This window comes from Amycolatopsis sp. NPDC049868, from assembly GCF_044461365.1.
Taxonomy (GTDB): domain Bacteria; phylum Actinomycetota; class Actinomycetes; order Mycobacteriales; family Pseudonocardiaceae; genus Amycolatopsis.
This window is the reverse complement of the sequence record NZ_JBITKV010000001.1, coordinates 1,204,956-1,222,778: the sequence shown is the minus strand read 5'-3', so window position 1 is coordinate 1,222,778 and position 17,823 is coordinate 1,204,956. Positions and strand designations below refer to the sequence as shown.

Below are 17,823 nucleotides of genomic sequence, written 5' to 3'. Positions count from 1 at the left end.
GCCGGGGCGCCCCCCCCCCGCCCCCCCCCCCCCCCCCCCCCCCCCCCCCCCCGGCGCCCCGCCCCCCCCCCCGCCCCCCCCGCCCCCCCCCCCCCCCCCCCGCCCCCCCCCCCGCGCCCCCCCCCCCCCCCCCCCCCCCCCCCCCCCCCCCCCCGCCCGGCCCCCCCCCCCCCCCCCCCCCCCCCCCCCCCCCCCACACCCTGGGCCGGGTAGGCCGTCGTTCACGAGCCGGCGCTCAGGTCCAGCCGCATGAGCCAGCGCGGTTTCCGGTCCGAGCGTGCCTGGGTCTCTTCGACGAGTTCGAACCCCGCGGCCGCGAACAGCCCGATGGTTCCCACATGGGCCGCGGACGAGTTGATCCGCCCTTCGCCGGGGTCGACGGGATAGCCCTCGATGACCGGGGCGCCGTGCGACCGCGCGTAGGAGACGGCGCCGTCCAGCAGCGCGTGCGCCACGCCCTGCCGCCGATGGCCGGACCGGACGACGAAACAGACGACCGTCCACGCCGGGACGTCGTCGATCGGCGGCATCGTGCGGGAACGCGTCATCCGGTGCAGGTGCGCGCGCGGGCCGACGCCGCACCAGCCGACCGGGGTGGTGCCGTCGTAGGCGAGCACGCCGGGCGCCGGGTCCGCCGCGCACAGGGCGCGGACGTGTTCGGCGCGTTCGTCGCCGCGCAACCGGCTGTAGTCCGCGGGTTTCGCGCGGTAGGCGAGACACCAGCAGGCGCGGTCGTTCCCGTTCGGGTTGAGGATGGTCGCGACGTCGTCGAACCGGTCGGCCGTCGCGGGGTGGATCCGGAACGCGGGCATGTGCCGACATTAAAGCGGTACTCGGGAAATCGCCCACGTATTCGGCGAACGGGGTTGAATTTTTCGTCGCGCGCAGGATTCACCCGGCCGTAGTCCAGCCGTTGTCGCGCCGGGAGGCGTCTGCCAGGATGCTCGTGACCCGACCAGAAGGAGCGTTCCAGTGGCTTCTCGTCTCAATCCCTACCTCAGCTTCGCCGGCGACGCCCGGCAGGCCATGGAGTTCTACAAGTCGGTGTTCGGCGGAGAACTGACGCTGAATACGTTCGGCGAGTCCGGTATGGCGGGATCGCCGGTGGAGGACCAGATCATGCACAGCCAGCTCGATTCCCCGAGCGGCTACACGATCATGGCGTCGGACACGCCGCCGGGAATGGCGCATAATCCGGGCACCAACGTGTCGGTCAGCATCAGCGGCGACGACGGTGAGGAATTGCGCGGATACTGGGAGAAACTCTCCGCCGAGGGTACCGTTTCGGTTCCGTTCGAAAAGCAGATGTGGGGTGACGAATTCGGTGCCTGCACCGACAAATTCGGCATCTTGTGGATGGTGAACGTCATCCAATCCTAGGGTCTTCCGGCCCTGCCCGGTCCGTGCCGAAGCTCCCGACTTCCGGGGACTTGCGGCTCCGATCGCGCGAAACCCGTTATGTCACCGGTGAAACCGCCGTTCTCCTCGCGTGAGGATTCGGCGGTTCCACCGGGAGGCAAGAGGATGAACAGGATGGTCGCGGCACTGTTGGTATCGGCGGGTGCTGTCGCGGCACTGGGTGGTTGCGGGACGACGACGGCCGGGACACCGGTCACCGTGGTGCGGGAGATCGTCTCGCCGCCGAACACCCGGGCACCTTCGCTCACATCGTGCCAGCGCCTGTTCGCCGAAGGATTCTCGTACACGTACGCCTACAACGCCTGGGTGAACGCGGGGCGCCCGCTGAGCTGGGACGCCGACCGTGACGGGTATCCGTGCGAGCAGTCCTACGGCAACAGGAACTAGGCCGGCCGGAACCGGACGTCGATCGCCGCGCGCGGATCTTCCGTGCCGAGCCCGTGCAGGCGGATCGGCGGCCCACCGGGGTTGTCGTACAGCCGGATGCCGTCGCCGAGCAGCACCGGCGCGATGTGCAGATCGATCTCGTCGATCAACCCCAAGGCGAGCAACTGTCGGCCGATGTTCGGCGAGAACACTTCGAGGTTCTTCCCGTTCGCCGCTTCCAGGCCGATCCGGACGGCTTCGTCCACGCCGCAGTTCAGGAACGTGACCCCGGGGGTGGGCGTGGCGTCCTCGGGGTGATGGGTGAGAACGAACAGCGGTCCTTTCCAGGCGCCGCCGTAGATGCCGCCGGGATCGGGGTAGGCGTCCCAGCCGTCGCGACCACCGAGGACGGCGCCGGTGGTCGCGGCGTATTCGGCGACCAGTTCCGGCCGGAAGGTGGTGCCGGTCATCCAGTCCATGCCGTGGCCCGGGCCCGCGACGAAGCCGTCGAGCGACATCGTGAAGTGCCAGAGCACCTTCCCGTCCGCGGTCTGGGGTTCGAGCATCACGGCCTCCAACTGGTTGCGTTCTGCAATCGGTTGCTTCACGATAAAGTGGCTGATAGTGGTTTGCAACCACTTCTTCAGGAGGTGAAGGGATGGCGGAACCCGCCCGTTCCGGCTGTCCGATCAACGCCGCGGTCGAGGCGTTCGGCGACAGCTGGAGCCTGCTCGTGCTGCGGGACATCATGTTCGGCACCCGGCGCCATTTCCGGGAGCTACTCGCGGGGTCCGAAGAGGGGATCGCTTCCAACATCCTGTCCGACAGATTGAAGCGGCTGGTCAAGGCCGGCCTGCTGACCCGCGAGGACGCCGGGCCCGGCAAACGGGCCGCGTACAGCCTCACCGAGGCGTCGATCCAGCTGGTCCCCGTGTTCGCGCACCTCGGTTCCTGGGGGCTCCGGCATCGTCCGACGACCGAGCGCCTGAGGGTGCGGGCCGAACTGCTCGCCGAGGGCGGACCGGAACTGTGGGCCGAGTTCATGGCGGAACTGCGGGTCGTCCACCTCGGCGCGCCGTCCCCGGCGAAGGACGGCCCCGGCGTGCTCGAACGCCTTGCCGCCGCTTACGAAGCGGCCCTCTGAAAGCCGCCTGGGACCACTGGGCATTCCTCGTAGCCCCCGCGCCCTCACCGCGCATCTCGTTGATTGTTCTTCCCGAATCAAGGGTTCCGGTCAACCCGCCCCCGGGATGTAGTAGCCCGCGACGAAGTGACGGGCTGGTGGGGAGAGGGAATGAGCTCAGCGGAGGGTGTTGTCCTGGTGATCGGCTGCGGGATGCGGCCGTACCGGGAGTACCTGTTGGCGTCGGCCGGGCACCGGCATCCCTTGTGGTTGTTCAACGGGACCGAACCGACCTGGCAGGAGCGCTACATCACCGGCGCCACGGTGCTGGACACACAGGACCAGGACGCCGTGCTGGCCGCGGCCCGCGCGCTCCACGCCACCACGCCGGTACTCGGCGTGGTGTCCTGGGACGAGGCGCTGATCGTGGCGGCGGCGCATGTCGCGGACGAACTCGGCGTGCCGGGCGCCGGGATCTCCGCGATCGAAGGCTGCCGTGACAAGTGGTTCAGCCGCCGGACGCTCACCGCGGCCGGCGTGGCGCAGCCCGATTTCGGGTTCGTGCACGACGACGACCAGGCGGTCCGCGTCGCGGAGCGGATCGGGTACCCGGTCGTGGTCAAGCCCCGCGGTGGCGGGGCCAGCATCGGCGTCAGTCTCGCGGAAGACGCCGAGGCCGTGCGGAAGGCGTTCCGGACCGCGGAAGACGCCAGCTTCGGCGGCTCGCCCGCCTACAAGGGCGGGGCGCTGGTCGAGGAGTACCTGAGCGGCCCGGAGATCAGCGTGGACGGCGCCGTCGTGGACGGCGAGTACACGCCGATGTTCGTCGCGCGCAAGACGGTCGGCATGCATCCGTACTTCGAGGAGCTCGGCCACCTGGTCAGTTCCGCGGACGAACTGCTCGCCGACCCGGTCCTGCGCTCGACGCTGGCCCGCGCGCACGGCGCGATCGACTTCCGGTACGGCATCACCCACACCGAGCTCAAGCTCACCGAACGCGGGCCGGTGATCGTGGAGATCAACGGCAGGCTCGGCGGCGACCTGATCCCGTTGCTCGCCAAGTTCGCGACCGGGATCGACCCCGGCGCGGCCGCGGTCGACGTCGCGCTCGGCATGCGTCCCCACATCCCGCACGAGGCCGATCCCCGGTGGGTCGGCGTACGGTTCGGCTACCCGAAACAGGACTGTGTCGTCGAGTCCGTGTCCGTGCCGGATTCGTTGCGGAACAACGGGATCCTCGCCGCGGACAGGCTCGTCGAGCCGGGTTCGCGCCTGCGGCTGCCGCCGGCGGAGTTCATCTCGCGCCACGCGTACGTGATCTGCGCGGGCGCCGAACCCGACGACTGCGAAGCGGTGCTGGACAAGGCCATGGCCCAGGTCCGGCTGACCGCGCACCCCCTGCTGCCCTCGGTGGCCGCCGGTGGCTGACCGCGCACCGGTACCACAGAACACCTTCCCAGCACTCACAAAGATGGCGGAGCGAACAAATGGCGAACCGTGATGTCGAGCTGCTCGCAGTCGGAGCAGGACCGTCGAACCTGGCATTGGCAGTGGCGCTGGAAGAGCTCGCGCCCGCCCTGGCCCGCGAATCGGTCCTGCTCGAACGCGACGAGGAGGTCTCCTGGCAGCGGGGGATGCTCTTGCCCGAGGCCCTCTCGCAGGTCTCGTTCCTCAAGGACCTGGTGACCCTGCGCAATCCGCGCAGCCGCTTCTCGTTCCTCAACTACCTGCACGCCACCGACCGGCTCAACGAGTTCGTGAACATGGGCAGCTTCGTCCCGTACCGGGTGGAGCTCGCCGACTATCTCAAGTGGACGGCGGACTCGCTTTCCCTGGTGGACCTGCAGCGCGGCCGCGAATGTCTCGAAATCACTCCCGTGTGGACGGACGGCACGCTCACCGGCTGGGACACGCACGTCGCCGACGGCGAGACCATCCGCAGCCGGTACCTGGTCGTCGGCGCGGGCCGCGACGCGCGGATCCCCGACCGGCTCCGGACGGTGAACCAGGACCGCGTCATCCACAGCACGCAGTACCTGCCGAGGATCGCCAAGCTGCGCAAGGATCTCCCGTACCGTGTCGCGGTGATCGGCGCCGGGCAGAGCGCCGCGGAACTGTTCAGCGCGGTGCAGAAGGACCTGCCCGAATGCAAGCCGACCATGGTGATGCGTTCGATCGGCCTGAACTACTACGAGAGCAGCAAATTCAACAACGAGCTGTTCTTCCCGTCCCATGTGGACAAGTTCTTCGAGGCACGGCCGGAAGCGCGCGAGCAGATGCTCAAGGAGATGCACCACACGAACTACTCCGGGCTCGCCCCGGGCACGATGGACGCGCTCTACCGCTCGATCTACCTCGACCGCCTCTCCGGCCGGTCGCGGCTGACGATGATCACGATGAGCGACATCACCGACGCCCGCGACGAGGGCGACGAGATCGTGCTGGAACTGACGGACCGGCGTACCGGCGAGGTCCAGGAACTGCGCACCGATCTCGTGCTGCTCGGCACCGGCTTCTCCCCGGAGATGCCGAGGATGGTCCAGGAGATCGCGAAGTCGATCGGGCTGTCGGAGATCAAGGTGACCCGTGACTATCGGCTGGAGATCGAGCAGCCCGCCACCGCCGCCCTCTACCTCCAGGGTGTCAACGAGGCGACGCATGGGATCGCGGACTCGCTGCTGAGCGTGCTCGCCCCGCGCGCCAACGACATCCTGCAGGACATCCTCGCCCACCGCGGTGAGAACCCTTCGGTGCCACCGCAGCCGACTTCGGAATCCGCCCCCATCGTCGCCACCCGCTGATCCACGAGAAGGAAGAGAAAGTCATGGAGATCCGTCCGCTCGAACGGGAAAAGATGGTCTTCGAGAACGGTGCCTACGGACAGCGGCTCCTGCCGTGGGCGGCGCTGAACGCGCCGTTCGAAGGTGCCTGGGTCACGGTGCCCGCGCACGGCGCGACGGGCGCGCATTCCCACCACGAGTACGAGATCTTCATCGCCGTCAGCGGCGAGGCCGTCGTCGAGTCCGGGGGAGAGCGCCGTGCCTTCCGGCCTGGCGACATCGAGTTCCACAAGCCCGGCACCGAGCACCGCATCCTCAACGACGGTGCGGAGGACTTCGAGATGTACGCGATCTGGTGGGACTCCGACATGACGGTGAAGTTCGCCGCTCGCCACGAAGCGGAGGCATGAGAATGGCCGACACGAGACCGGTGGTGATCATCGGCGGCCCCCCGACGTCCAACGGCGACCTGCACATCGGGCATATCGCCGGCCCGTACCTCGGTGCCGACGTGCACCGCCGGTACCTGCGCGCGGCGGGCCGCGAGGCCGTGTTCGCCTCCTGCACCGACGACAGCCAGACGTACCTCGTCACCAGCGCGGCCAGGGTCGGGCTGACACCGCCGGAACTGGTGGAGCAGTCGACCGAGAACATCCAGCGCACGTTCAAGGCGATGGGTGTCGAGGTCGACGGCTTCTCGCCGACCGACGACGGCTACAAGGCGCTCGTCCACGACTACGTCAAGCGCTTGTACGACAAGGGAAAGCTTCGCTTGCGCAAGGTGCGGCTGCCGTACAGTGAAAGCAAGGGCGAGTTCCTGGTCGAGGGTTTCGTCGGCGGTGGCTGTCCGACGTGTCTCGCCGACAGCCGTGGCGGATTCTGCGAGGGCTGCGGGCATCCGATCGACTTCGACGCGCTGATCGAGCCGTACTCGGTGCTCGACCCGGCCGACGAGGTGACCTATCGCGAGACCGAGATCATGGTCTTCCCGGTCTCGGAGTACCGCGAACAGCTCCAGGCCTACTACGAGGAACGCGGCCCCGCGTGGCGGCCGCACGTGCTCGGGCTGATGCGGGAACTGCTGGCCGGGCCGTTGCCCGACTTCGCGATCACGTACCCGGTGAAATGGGGGCTGCCGGCGCCGTTCCTCCAGACGCCGGGGCAGCGGCTCAACGCCTGGGTCGAGGGGATGCCCGCCTCGATGTACTGCACCGAGTACGCGTTGCGGCGCAACGGGAAGCCGAAGGTCGCCGATGACGACGCCTGGCTCGCGGAGAACGACGCGCGGGTCGTGGTGTTCATGGGGTTCGACCCCCTGTTCACCTGGGGCGTCGTCCACGTCGCCGAGCTGATCGCGCTCGAAGGCCGCTACGTCCTCCCGGACACCTTGCTGGTCAACGAGTTCTACGAACTGGAGAACGAGAAGTTCTCCACCAGCAAGGGCCACGTGGTCTGGGCGCGTGACCTGGCGGCCGAGGTGCCCCGCGACATCGCGCGGTTCCACCTCAACCTCACCGCCCCCGAGTTCGCGCGGACCAACTTCTCCCGCGCCGCACTGGAAAAGGTCGCGGGGGAGCGGCTCGTCACGCCCTGGAACGAGCTCGCCGAGACACTGGCCAAGCTCACCGCCGAGGTCGGCGGCGAGAACGGCTCGCTCCCGGTGTCGGCCGAAGCCACGGAACGGGCCGCGGCGATGGTCTCCCGGTTCGCCCTGAACTACGAACTTGAGGACTTCAGCCTCAGCCGGGCCGCCGATCTGATCGTGCAGCACGTCGAACGCCTGCGGGCGGCGACGGAACGCACGCTGAAGGGCAACCTCGACCAGGAGATGCTCCGCGCGCGGCTCGGCGACCTCTTCCTCGAACTGCGGGCGTTGATCGGCTGTGCCTCGCCGATCCTGATCGACCTCGCCGGCCGTGCCGCCGAAGCGGGCGGGTTCGCCCTCCGGATCACCGCGGCCGCGTTCGACGTCACGCACACCACGGCCTTCCCCGTGCCATCACTGGAATTCCCCCCGACGAGCGAGGTCTGACCCACCATGTCACTCGACAGCACCTTATCCACCGACGCGGCCCGGAGTTCCCGGCTCGCCGAACGCCTGCTGGTCCCGGCGGGATTCATCACCACGGCGGGTAACGCCTTCCAGATCACCGCCGCCGCGATCCTGGTCTTCCACGCCGAGCAGACCACCCTGGCGGTCGGCTGGCTGTTCATCGCGGTGTCCATCCCGCAGGTCGCGCTCGCGGTCCTGTTCGGGAAACTGGTCGACAAGGTCGACCGCCGGATGCTGTGCGTGGCGGCGGATCTCGTGAGCGCGCTGACCGCGTTCGCGTTGCCGGTGTGGCTGTGGATCGGCGGCCCGGCGAACCTGGGGTCCTACATCGCGAACTTCATGCTCGCCTGCACCGCGGCGTTGTTCATGCCCGCGAGCAACGGCCTCATCAAGGAACGGATCCGCGACGAGCGGCTCGGGAAGTTCAACTCGCATTTCGAGATGGCGAGCAACGCCGGCATGCTGCTGGCGTCTTCGCTGGCCGGTTTCCTGGTGATCTGGTTCGGCGCCACGCCGTTGTTCGTGTTCAACTCGGTGAGTTTCGTCCTCTCGGCCGTGCTGGTCTACGCGATCGGCCGCAAGCCGGCGAAGGCGCCGGTGGCCGAGGAGGTCGCGGACACCGATCCGTCGGCGCCGGCCGAAGCCCCGGTGCGCCAGCCGATCAAGCGGCTCGCGCTGCTGTACGCCAACGGCAACATCGGCCTGATGGTCGCCAACGTCATCCTGACGACGCTGATCCTGCAGACCTTCAATCAGGGCGCGTGGATGATCGGCGTGGTCGACGCGCTGGCGGGCGTCGGGTTCATCGTCGGCGCCGCGGCGTACGGCAAGGTCAGCAAACGGTTCAAGGGCATCCATCTGGCCGTGCTCGGCACCCTCGGCAACCTGATCTGCCTGGCGATCCAGCCACTGCACTACATCGCGCTGATGGCGGCGATCCCGTTCGCCGGGTTCTGTTTCGCACAAGGCCGGATCGCGGCCCGCACGCTGCTGATGCGGGCCAGCCCGGAGGAGCGGGTCGGCCGGATCTTCGGTGGTACCCAGGCCCTCGGGCTCGGGCTCGGGGTCGCGGCGACCGTCGCGCTGTCCTCCCTGGCGGACGCGACCACCGTGCCCTACGCGTTCTGGGGGCTGGCGATCCTGCAGGGCGCGATCGTGATCGGCACCTACTTCAGTCTGGCGAAACCGTTGTCGGCGCAGGAGAAGCGACCGGCCGAGGTTCTCGAGGCGACCGCCGCCTAAGTGGTCACCACCGAAGGACATCCGATGGCAACCACTAAGCGCGGCCGAACTGCGGAGGAAGCGAAAGTCATGACGGACAAGCCGATCAAGGGCGGCGTGGCGACCTGGGCCTGCCTGCCCGGGTTCCCGCCCGCGGTGATCTTCCCCTTCACCCCGGGCGAACGCTTCGGCGTGCGGAACCTCTACGAGTTCCAGATGCTGATGTACCGGCCGCTGTACTGGCTGGGCCGGGACGGCGCGCCGGAGATCGACTACGACCTGAGCGTCGGCGAAGAGCCGGTGTGGGACGAGACCGGCCGCACCTGCACGGTCCGGATCAAACCGTGGAAGTGGTCCAACGGCGAGACGGTCTGCGCGGACAACGTCATCTTCTGGATGAACATGCTGAAGGTGAAGGGGCCGAAGTTCGGCGCCTACTCCGAGGGCTACTTCCCGGACAACCTGGTGTCGTTCGAGAAGGTCGCCGACGACAAGGTGAGCTTCACCTTCGACAAGGCGTACTCGAAGAACTGGGCGCTGCTGAACCAGCTCACCATGATCACGCCGATGCCGAAGGCGTGGGACCGCACCGCGGACGGCCCGGCCGACGCGACGCACGACATCGAGCAGGCCGAAGCGGTCTACGAGTTCCTGATGGCGGAGAACGGCGACGTCGTCGAGGAGGACAACGCGCACCGCACGCGCTGGGCCGACAGTCCTGTGTGGAGTGTCGTGAACGGGCCGTGGCGGCTCAAGAGCTACACCGAGGAAGGTGTCGTCACCTTCGTCCCGAACGAGCACTACAGCGGACCCAACCCGCCGCATCTCGACGAGCTGCGCCAGGTCTCGACGACGTCGGACGAACAGCAGTACGAGCTGCTGCGGTCGGGCGACGTCCAGGTCGGCTTCCTGCCACCGGGGATGGGCGTCCAGCCCGACGGCGAGCCGACGAAGGGCGGGCCGAACCCGCTGGGCGACGGCTTCCAGCTGGAGCCGCAGATCCTGTTCAACATCAACTTCATGGCGGTGAACTTCAGCAACCCGACGGTGGCCGGGAACCTGATCAGGCAGCCCTATGTCCGGCAGGCACTGCAGAGCTGTTTCGACCAGGAGTACGGGGCCCGCGAGGTCTACCAGGGTTACGGCTGGAGCCAGACGGGGTCGATCCCGGTGCTGCCCAAGAGCGATCTGGTCTCGCCGAAGATCGCCGAGCGCGGCGGGTTCTGGCCGTTCGACCTGGAGAAGGCGCGGCAGTTGCTCGCCGACAACGGCTGGGACGTCACCACTTCGCCCGCGGTATGCGTGCGGCCCGGCACCGGCCCCGGTGAAGCGGGCGAAGGCATCCCGGCGGGCACCGAACTGAGCTTCTCCCTGCGCTACTGGGAAGGCCGGCCGTCGCTGGCGCGGCTCATGGCGCAGTTCCGGGACGACGCGGCCAAGGCCGGGATCGAGATCCGCCTCGAAGAGGTGATGGGTTCGGTCCTGGTGGCGGAGGACGGTCCGGGCGAGAAGCGGATGTGGCAGCTGTCCTGCTGGGGCGGCGGCTGGGTCTACAACTACCCGACCGGCGAGAACCTCTTCCAGAGCGGGGCGGCCTGCAACTTCAGCAACTACCGGGACGCCAAAGCGGACGAGCTGATCGCGAAGACCGTCACCACCGACTCGCTCGAAGCGCTCTACGAATACCAGGAGTACATCGCCGACCAGGCGCCGGTGATCTTCATGCCGACGTTCCCGCGACGGCTGTTCGAGGTCGCGGGCAACCTGCGCGGGTTCTCGCCGATCAACCCGTACGGGCTGATCAACCCCGAGAACTGGTACTACGTCGAGGACGAGTCATGACCCGCCCGGTGGTGCTGGTCGGGTTCGTGGCCGCGGCGCTGGGCTCGTCCATCAAGGACTTCCAGCCGGACGGCACGGTCATCTTCGTCGAAGAACCCGACGTCATCCGCAAACGCGAGGCACGGAAGACGGTGGCCGGTTCGGCGCTGGTGCGCGAGCTCATCGAGTGGGAGTTCCACCTCCCCGGCAAGGCGGACGAGTTCTACCACGTCCACCACGACCTCGACCCGGCCGCGGTGGTCCCGCTGACCGAGTACGCGACCCCGTTCGCGGCCCGGCTCGCGGAGCGCTACGGCCTGCCGGGCGCGGGGTTCGGTGCGGCGCAGATCCTGCGGGACAAGGAGGTGCTGCGCCTGGTCAGCCGGGCGGCGGGGATCGCGAATCCGGCGTCGGCGCGCGTCGAAAGCCCGGCACAGGTCCGTGAGTTCATGGCGCGGCATCCGGGGAAGACCGTGCTGAAGCCGTCGAACCGGCAGGCTTCGGTGGGGACGCAGGTGCTCACCGACCCGGCCGAGGCCGAGCAGGCCTGGACGAACTGTGTCGTGCAGGACGAAGGGATCTTCGTCCCGGACCGCGCGATGGAACTGAAGATGCTCGCCGAAAGCTTCGTCGAGGGAGACGAGTTCAGCGTCGAGATGCTGCTGCGCGACGGCGAGCCGCTGTTCGCCAACGTCACCGGCAAACGGCTGTTCCCCGGTCCGCGTCCGATCGAGCTCGCGCATATCGTCCCCGCCGACATCCCGGACGAGCTGACCGCGACGCTGACCGAGGAGACGCGGCGGCTCACCACCGCGGCCGGGTTCCGCACCGGGATCGTCCACTGTGAGTGGATCGTCTCGGACGGCGTCCCGTATCTGGTCGAATGCGCCGGCCGGTTCGCGGGCGACGGCATCATCGAGCTGATCCAGCGCGCCTACCCGGTGGAGCTGAACCGCGCCTACTTCTCGGTGATGAAGGACGAGCCGGTCGTGGACGTGTTGCCGCGCAAGGCCGAACGCGGCGCCGCGGTCCGGTTCCTGTCGATCGAGCCGGGCCGCATCGAGGACGTGCGCGGGGTGGAGAAGGCGGCGCAGTCCGAAGGCGTGTTCATGTGCGACGTCAGCGTCTCGGCGGGTGACCGGTTCGACGGGCTGCGCAGTTCGTGGGACCGCGTCGGCGATCTGATGGTGACCGCGGACAGCCCGGCGGAGGCGTCGCGCCTGGCCGAAGAGGCGGTCGCGCTGATCGAGATCGACGTGCGGCCGGACCGAGGAGAGAGGGAGAACGCCGCACCATGACCATCGAAGCCGTCCAGCCCACGCTCCCGGACGCCGGTCTCGATGTGATCGTCACCGGGCTCTCGTCCGACGCGCACACCTGGAACCTGGTGTACCTGGAGCTGTTGCTGGAGGAACTGGGCTGCCGGGTCACCAACCTCGGCGCCTGCGTCCCGGACGCGACCATCGTGCGCGAATGCGTCAACCGGCGGCCGGATCTGCTGGTGATCAGCAGCCTCAACGGGCACGGCCGTCAGGACGGCGTCCGGTTGATGGAGGCCTTCCGCGCACGGCCGGAGCTGGTCACGACGCCGGTCGTCATCGGCGGGAAGCTGGATGTCACGGGTGGCAGCAACGCGGCCCGGTTGCTGGAGGCCGGCTTCGACGCGGTCTTCGAGGACTCCGCCGGGCTTACCCCGTTCCGCACGTTCCTCCGTACCTTGTCCGTCCGCGCCCCCGGTGTCCCGCTGGGCGCGGGATGAACGTGCTCGCCCCGCGGCGGGGACTTTCGTTCGGCGAGGTGGTCGCGCGCCACCACGCCCGGGGGGAGCTGGTCGTCCAGCCTCGGATGGGGTTCGCCGATCCGGGACGGATGGCCAGGGGGCTGCTGGCGACCAGGGACGCGCGGGCCGCGACGGTCGGCACGATCACGATCGACAGCTACACCAGGGTCGGCGACCACGAGGCGGCGCGCGCGGCGTTGGCGGCAGGCGCCGATCTCAACGGGTACCCGCTCGTCGACCACGATCCCGTGACGACGACGGCGTTGCTCGACGGCGTGCTGACCGGGGACTTCCCGGTGCAGGTCCGGCACGGTTCGGCGGATCCCCGCCGGATCGTGCGGACGCTGCTGGACTTCGGGCTGCACGCGACCGAGGGCGGCCCGGTGTCGTATTGCCTGCCGTACAGCCGGATGCCGCTTTCGGCGGCCGTCGACAACTGGCGGCGCTCGTGCGAGACGCTGGCCGAGGCCCGGGGCCCCGAACTGGAGCCGCATCTGGAGACCTTCGGCGGCTGCATGATGGGCCAGCTGTGCCCGCCCGCGCTGCTGGTCGCGTTGAGCGTGCTGGAGGGGATGTTCTTCTGGCGGCACGGGATCCGCTGCCTGTCCTTCAGCTACGCGCAGCAGACCCACCCCGGGCAGGACGAGGAGGCCGTCGCCGCGCTGCAGGCGCTGATCAGGGAGTACGTGCCGCACGCGCGGACGCACGTGGTGATCTACGGCTACATGGGCGTCTACCCGAGGACACCGGGTGGCGCGCTGGAGCTGATCGCGGAGTCCGCGCGGCTGGCCGCCCGCACCGGGGCGAGCAGGCTGATCGTCAAGACCACCGCCGAAGCGCACCGGCTGCCGACCGTGGCGGAGAACGTGACCGCGCTGGAACACGCCGCCGAGGCCGCTCGCGGCGTCTCCCGGATCGGCAGGCTCGGCGACACCGGGATCCATGCTCAGGCGAAAGCGTTGGTGGACAACGTTCTTTCGCTCGACACCGACCTCGGACGGGCGCTGGTCACCGCGTTCGCGCGCGGCCAGCTGGACGTCCCGTTCTGCCTGCATCCGGACAACGCGGGCCGGGCCCGCGGACGGCTGGCCGACGGCGGCCGCCTGGAGTGGCAGCGGATCGGCGCGATGCCGCTGGGCGATCTCGTCGACCTGCCCGGTGACCGGCGGATGACCTCGAACGATCTGCTGGACGCGCTCCGGTACGTCGAGCGGTCGTTCGACGAGAAGTACGGGCTACCCGGAATCGAGACCGTGAACCGACTGACACAGGGGAGTAGGACATGACCGGAACATCGGACGCGGCGCTGCCGCCGGGCACCCGCGAGCATCTGACGTCGCCGGTGACGCAGGCGGCCCTGCGCATTCAGAACAGCATCACCGCCGGCACCCGCGAGTACCTCGGCATGAACGGGTTCGTGGAACTGCAGCCGCCGCTCATCGGGCCGGTCACCGATCCGGGATGCCGTGGCGCCAAGCAGGTCGACGTCGACTACTACGGGCACAAGTACAAGATGATGACCAGCGTCATCCTGTACAAGCAGGCGTCGCTGCTCGCGTTCGACAAGATCTTCTACGTCGCCCCGAACGTGCGGCTGGAGCCGCTGGAGACCTCGACCACGGGACGGCATCTGGTCGAGTTCACCCAGATCGACGTCGAGGTCGCCCGTGCGAGCCGCGAGGATGTCCTCGACATCGCGCAGGGCCTGCTCCGGCACGTGGTCGCCCACACCCTGCGAGAGTCCAAAGTGGACCTCGCCACGCTGGGCCGGGACCAGGAGGCGTTCACGGCGCTGATGGAAGAGGACTTCGAGCGGATGACGCACCGCGAGGCGGTGTCGCGGCTGCAGGGCCTGCGGCACGGGCAGAGCGCCGACGCGGAGATCGACTGGCAGGGCGAGCGGATCATCTCGGAGCAGACGAACCGGCCGTTCTTCATCGTCGACTACCCCAAGGGGTCGCGCGGGTTCACCGACGGCGAGTCCAGCACCGAACCGGGTGTGCTGCGGAACTTCGACCTCATCGCCTCCGACGGGTTCGGCGAGCTCTGCAGCGGCGGCGAACGCACGCACGAGTACCGGCGCCTGATCGAGCGGATGCGGGAGACGGGGGAGAACCCGGCGAAGTACGCCTGGTACCTCGACCTCGCGCGCGAGGGGCTGCCGCCGAGCGCCGGCTTCGGGATGGGGCTGGAGCGGGTGACGCGCTACATCGCCGGGCTGGACGCGATCTGGCAGGCCAACGCGTACCCGAAGCTGCCCGGGATCGCGACGCCGTGATCACCGCGCGGCAGCTCCCGGAGGACGCGATCCGGGCCAGGGCAAGGGAAGGCAGCGCGGCGATCTTCCCCGACGTCGCGGGATACGGCCGGTCGCTGTTCGGCGCGGACGTCGACACCCCGCCGGACGAACTCGACCGCGCGCGGATCGTACCGCCGGTGTTCGTCCCGCGGCGCCTGGAGAAGATGTTCGACCTCGCCCGCGAACCGGTGTACGGCGACGTCGGGCTGTCGACCGTACTCGGCGGGTTCACCGCGCCGTCGCCGGTGTTCCTGTGCGCGTTCGGCTCCACGCAGGTCGCGGGCAGCGGGCTCGGGATCGCCGCGAGCGAGCAGGCGGGCAGGCTCGGGATGCCGATGGTGATCGGCGAGAACGTGGTCCCCATGCACGGCTACGGCCGGATGGGCGAAACCGTCGAGGACGGTTTGCTCGGCCGGATCCGCGCGTACGCCGACGCCGTACCGGACGGGCTGGGCGGTGTCGTCGTCCAGCAGAGCACCGAAGACGCCGACGCGGAGGTGTGGAACCTCGTCTACAGCGACCCGTCCGCGACGAAACTGCTGGAAACCGGGCGGCTGGCGTTCGAGCTCAAGGTCGGGCAGGGCGCCAAGCCGGGGCTCGGCGGGATGACCGTGCTCTCGCGCACGGCCGCGGGCGAGATCGCCGAACAGTACACAGTGGACGAAGCGTTCGGCAGGGATCAGGCGATGGTGCTGCGCTCCAGCAGCCCCGGCACGTTCACCGGGGAGATCCTGCGCCAGCAGATCCACCTGATGCGCAACAACTACCCGCGGGCCCGCGCCTGGGTGAAACTGCATCCGGGCCGCGACGTCGGCGAGGCGGCACGGGTCGCGTGGGCGGCGGGAGCGGACGCCGTCACCGTGGACGGCGCGGAGGGCGGAACCGGCTGGGCGCCGTCGGTCTTCCTCGACCAGGTGGGGCTGCCGCTGGTCGAATGCCTGCGGCGGGTCGGCAAACACGACGCGTCGCTGCTGGTGTCGGGGCGGATCTGGGAAGGCGCCCGTGCGCTGAAGTGCCTGGCGATGGGCGCTTCCGCGGTCGGCCTCGGCCGGGCGGCGCTGCTCGCCGTCGACGAGGACGGGAGCGAAGGGCTCGTACGGCTGGTGCGGTGCCTCGAACTCGAACTGCGGCTGCTCGCCAGCGCGCTCGGGAAATACGACCTCGCGGATCTCACCACGGACGACCTTTGGTTCCCGACTCGGACGGAGCTGGACGGATGATCAACTACGACGGCAAACGGTTCCGCAAGGTCAGCACCGACCCGGACGCGCCGGTCACCCTGTACCGGCAGAAGGACGATCTGGTGTGGGCCGAGCTGACCGGCGGCGGGGTGCGGCTCGGCTCGCTGACCGGGAAGTGCGGCGAGGACGGGACGATCGACATGGCCTACACGATGGTGCTGGCCAGCGGCCAGGTGATTTCGGGACACAGCACGAACACCCCGGAGTTCCTGCCGGACGGGCGGATCCGGCTGAACGAGGTGTGGGAGCGGTACGGGAACCCCGGCTCCCGCGGCACGTCGGCGATCGAAGAGGTCGCGGAGTAGCCGCACTTTGCGCGTGAAGGCCCCCTTCCCTCGGCTCAGCCGAGGGAAGGGGGCCTTCACGCGCTTCGTGCTTGGAGGCGAAACTCGCGTGCTTGAAGGCGGAACTCGCGTGCTCAGAAGCCGCACACCCGAGTGCGGCCTCCAGGCACGTGAGTTCCGTCCCCAAGCACGCGAGTCACGTCTGCGATCACGTGAGTCCCGTCTTTCGGTCACTTGAAAGGCAATTCACGCGACCGAAAAGGGCAATCGAGAGGGCTGAACGGCGCAATCCGCAAGGGGCGGTTCAGCTCGGGTTCTTTTCGAGGTATTCCGCCCAGACCTTCTTCGGCACGCACATTCGCCACGAGTCGACGATCAGCTCTCGTAACTCTTCGTAATCGAGCGCGGACAGCCGGGCGCGGACCCACTGATAGCGCATATCGGACGGAATCGGCATCATGAACTTGTCCGGCTCGCCGGCCACCAGCGCTTCCCGCTCTTCTTTGGGATAGCCGAATCCCATCACGGTTTCGTCGGGCGAGAGCGAAAGGAAGACGATTCGCCCCACGCGGAACTTCGCCCGGTCCCGGACCAGTGCCTCATAGGCGCGAGGGAGCCCCGAAACGATCTCTCTGACGTCATCCCCGGTTACCATTTTTCCACCATTCTCCCCTGTCTGTTCCCCAGTCACCCTTGGCGTCCATGGTGAAGGCGACGTAAAGGTATTCGTCGAGGATCTTCGCCAGTGACACGGGCCTGCCCATCAGGGCGGGGATCTCCGCCCCGCCGTCTCCCGCCTCCGCGATCACCGCGGCGGCCCACGCGCGGCCGAGTCGCAGATGTCTCCCGAACGCGGCGCCGTCACGAGCGCCGTGGAGGGCGGCCGCGATGGCGGCGTCCCACGGCATGATCGTGTTGGGCCGCAACGCATACAGTGCCTTGGCCGCGGCGGTCGGGCCCAGCGTACGCCTGGTCCGTCCCGCTGAGACGACGACACCCGCGAGGTCCGCGTACGCCTTCGCGGCGGTGTCGATCCCCGCGTCGGTCAGGTCGGCGAGATCGGCGGTGGGCAGGGTGGCGCTCCAGGTCTCCCACCAGGCCAGCACCCCGTCGTCGAAAGGGGCCGGCTCGCCTTCCCGCGGGTACCGGATTCGGCATCCCCACGAGTTGAGCCAGCGAAGAAGAATTGTGCGATGTGCGGGCTGTGACAGGTCGATCGCGGACCGCGTTTCAGCGACGAGCCGAAGCCACGAGGTGTCCGCATTCGCGAAGCCGTTGAACACTTCGGCGGCTCGCCGGAGTTCGGCGAGTGGCGGCAAGGGGTCAGACATGGGCGAACCCTATCCGGTGCCACCAAGGGGGTGAATTTCCGCGTCCACCTATTGGACTTTGTACATTGAGTCACCTATTTGTATCTGCTGCACGGTTCATTGGTC

At 68.7% G+C, this 17,823-nt stretch carries 19 protein-coding genes; 15 read left to right on the top strand and 4 right to left on the bottom strand.

The window, feature by feature from the left end:
• Positions 1 to 221 precede the first annotated feature (221 nt).
• On the bottom strand, positions 222 to 812 hold the full coding sequence (locus ACIBTM_RS05880) for a GNAT family N-acetyltransferase (protein ID WP_395875403.1): 591 nt from the start codon (positions 810 to 812) through the stop codon (positions 222 to 224).
• Positions 813 to 972: 160 nt separating this feature from the next.
• Here ACIBTM_RS05880 and ACIBTM_RS05875 point away from each other — a divergent pair, with 160 nt between their 5' ends.
• Positions 973 to 1,380 (top strand): VOC family protein, encoded by a 408-nt coding sequence (locus ACIBTM_RS05875; RefSeq protein ID WP_395875402.1) that lies wholly within the window; start codon positions 973 to 975, stop codon positions 1,378 to 1,380.
• A 144-nt stretch (positions 1,381 to 1,524) separates the two neighbouring features.
• The gene (locus ACIBTM_RS05870; protein ID WP_395875401.1) at positions 1,525 to 1,806 is read left to right on the top strand and encodes a hypothetical protein; all 282 of its coding nucleotides are present in this window, start codon (positions 1,525 to 1,527) and stop codon (positions 1,804 to 1,806) included.
• Here ACIBTM_RS05870 and ACIBTM_RS05865 read toward each other — a convergent pair.
• The gene (locus ACIBTM_RS05865) at positions 1,803 to 2,351 is read right to left on the bottom strand and encodes a dihydrofolate reductase family protein (RefSeq protein WP_395875400.1); all 549 of its coding nucleotides are present in this window, start codon (positions 2,349 to 2,351) and stop codon (positions 1,803 to 1,805) included. The genes ACIBTM_RS05870 and ACIBTM_RS05865 overlap by 4 nt on opposite strands.
• A 92-nt stretch (positions 2,352 to 2,443) precedes the next feature.
• Here ACIBTM_RS05865 and ACIBTM_RS05860 point away from each other — a divergent pair, with 92 nt between their 5' ends.
• The 13 genes from ACIBTM_RS05860 to ACIBTM_RS05800 all read left to right on the top strand — a co-directional run bounded on the left by ACIBTM_RS05860 (position 2,444) and on the right by ACIBTM_RS05800 (position 16,408).
• Positions 2,444 to 2,929 (top strand): winged helix-turn-helix transcriptional regulator, encoded by a 486-nt coding sequence (locus ACIBTM_RS05860; RefSeq protein WP_395875399.1) that lies wholly within the window; start codon positions 2,444 to 2,446, stop codon positions 2,927 to 2,929.
• A gap of 150 nt (positions 2,930 to 3,079) precedes the next feature.
• Positions 3,080 to 4,336, top strand: coding sequence for an ATP-grasp domain-containing protein (locus tag ACIBTM_RS05855; protein WP_395875398.1), 1,257 nt, complete (start codon positions 3,080 to 3,082; stop codon positions 4,334 to 4,336).
• A 59-nt stretch (positions 4,337 to 4,395) separates the two neighbouring features.
• Positions 4,396 to 5,709 (top strand): lysine N(6)-hydroxylase/L-ornithine N(5)-oxygenase family protein, encoded by a 1,314-nt coding sequence (locus ACIBTM_RS05850; protein ID WP_395875397.1) that lies wholly within the window; start codon positions 4,396 to 4,398, stop codon positions 5,707 to 5,709.
• Between the two features lie 23 nt (positions 5,710 to 5,732).
• Complete coding sequence (locus ACIBTM_RS05845; RefSeq protein WP_037344297.1) at positions 5,733 to 6,098, top strand: cupin domain-containing protein; 366 nt, start codon at positions 5,733 to 5,735, stop codon at positions 6,096 to 6,098.
• A gap of 2 nt (positions 6,099 to 6,100) precedes the next feature.
• A complete protein-coding gene (locus tag ACIBTM_RS05840; protein ID WP_395875396.1) occupies positions 6,101 to 7,720 on the top strand; it encodes a class I tRNA ligase family protein in 1,620 nt (539 codons plus the stop codon).
• A gap of 6 nt (positions 7,721 to 7,726) precedes the next feature.
• Complete coding sequence (locus ACIBTM_RS05835) at positions 7,727 to 8,983, top strand: MFS transporter (protein WP_395875395.1); 1,257 nt, start codon at positions 7,727 to 7,729, stop codon at positions 8,981 to 8,983.
• Positions 8,984 to 9,052: 69 nt separating this feature from the next.
• Positions 9,053 to 10,804: an ABC transporter substrate-binding protein gene (locus ACIBTM_RS05830; protein WP_395875394.1), complete on the top strand. Its 1,752-nt coding sequence runs from the start codon at positions 9,053 to 9,055 to the stop codon at positions 10,802 to 10,804.
• The gene (locus tag ACIBTM_RS05825; RefSeq protein ID WP_395875393.1) at positions 10,801 to 12,081 is read left to right on the top strand and encodes an ATP-grasp domain-containing protein; all 1,281 of its coding nucleotides are present in this window, start codon (positions 10,801 to 10,803) and stop codon (positions 12,079 to 12,081) included. Before ACIBTM_RS05830 ends, ACIBTM_RS05825 begins: the two co-directional genes overlap by 4 nt.
• Positions 12,078 to 12,542, top strand: a complete 465-nt coding sequence (locus ACIBTM_RS05820; RefSeq protein ID WP_395875392.1) for a cobalamin B12-binding domain-containing protein — start codon at positions 12,078 to 12,080, stop codon at positions 12,540 to 12,542. Before ACIBTM_RS05825 ends, ACIBTM_RS05820 begins: the two co-directional genes overlap by 4 nt.
• On the top strand, positions 12,539 to 13,849 hold the full coding sequence (locus tag ACIBTM_RS05815) for a methylaspartate mutase (protein WP_395875391.1): 1,311 nt from the start codon (positions 12,539 to 12,541) through the stop codon (positions 13,847 to 13,849). Before ACIBTM_RS05820 ends, ACIBTM_RS05815 begins: the two co-directional genes overlap by 4 nt.
• The gene (locus ACIBTM_RS05810; RefSeq protein ID WP_395875390.1) at positions 13,846 to 14,841 is read left to right on the top strand and encodes an asparagine synthetase A; all 996 of its coding nucleotides are present in this window, start codon (positions 13,846 to 13,848) and stop codon (positions 14,839 to 14,841) included. The genes ACIBTM_RS05815 and ACIBTM_RS05810 overlap by 4 nt, the downstream gene beginning before the upstream one ends.
• The gene (locus ACIBTM_RS05805; RefSeq protein WP_395875389.1) at positions 14,838 to 16,082 is read left to right on the top strand and encodes a glutamate synthase-related protein; all 1,245 of its coding nucleotides are present in this window, start codon (positions 14,838 to 14,840) and stop codon (positions 16,080 to 16,082) included. Before ACIBTM_RS05810 ends, ACIBTM_RS05805 begins: the two co-directional genes overlap by 4 nt.
• On the top strand, positions 16,079 to 16,408 hold the full coding sequence (locus ACIBTM_RS05800) for a hypothetical protein (protein WP_037344313.1): 330 nt from the start codon (positions 16,079 to 16,081) through the stop codon (positions 16,406 to 16,408). Before ACIBTM_RS05805 ends, ACIBTM_RS05800 begins: the two co-directional genes overlap by 4 nt.
• 283 nt (positions 16,409 to 16,691) lie before the next feature.
• Here ACIBTM_RS05800 and ACIBTM_RS05795 read toward each other — a convergent pair whose 3' ends face one another.
• Together ACIBTM_RS05795 and ACIBTM_RS05790 are read right to left on the bottom strand one after the other, a co-directional pair.
• A complete protein-coding gene (locus ACIBTM_RS05795; protein WP_037344315.1) occupies positions 16,692 to 17,042 on the bottom strand; it encodes an MmcQ/YjbR family DNA-binding protein in 351 nt (116 codons plus the stop codon).
• Positions 17,026 to 17,718 (bottom strand): hypothetical protein, encoded by a 693-nt coding sequence (locus ACIBTM_RS05790; protein ID WP_395875388.1) that lies wholly within the window; start codon positions 17,716 to 17,718, stop codon positions 17,026 to 17,028. Before ACIBTM_RS05790 ends, ACIBTM_RS05795 begins: the two co-directional genes overlap by 17 nt.
• Positions 17,719 to 17,823 lie beyond the last annotated feature (105 nt).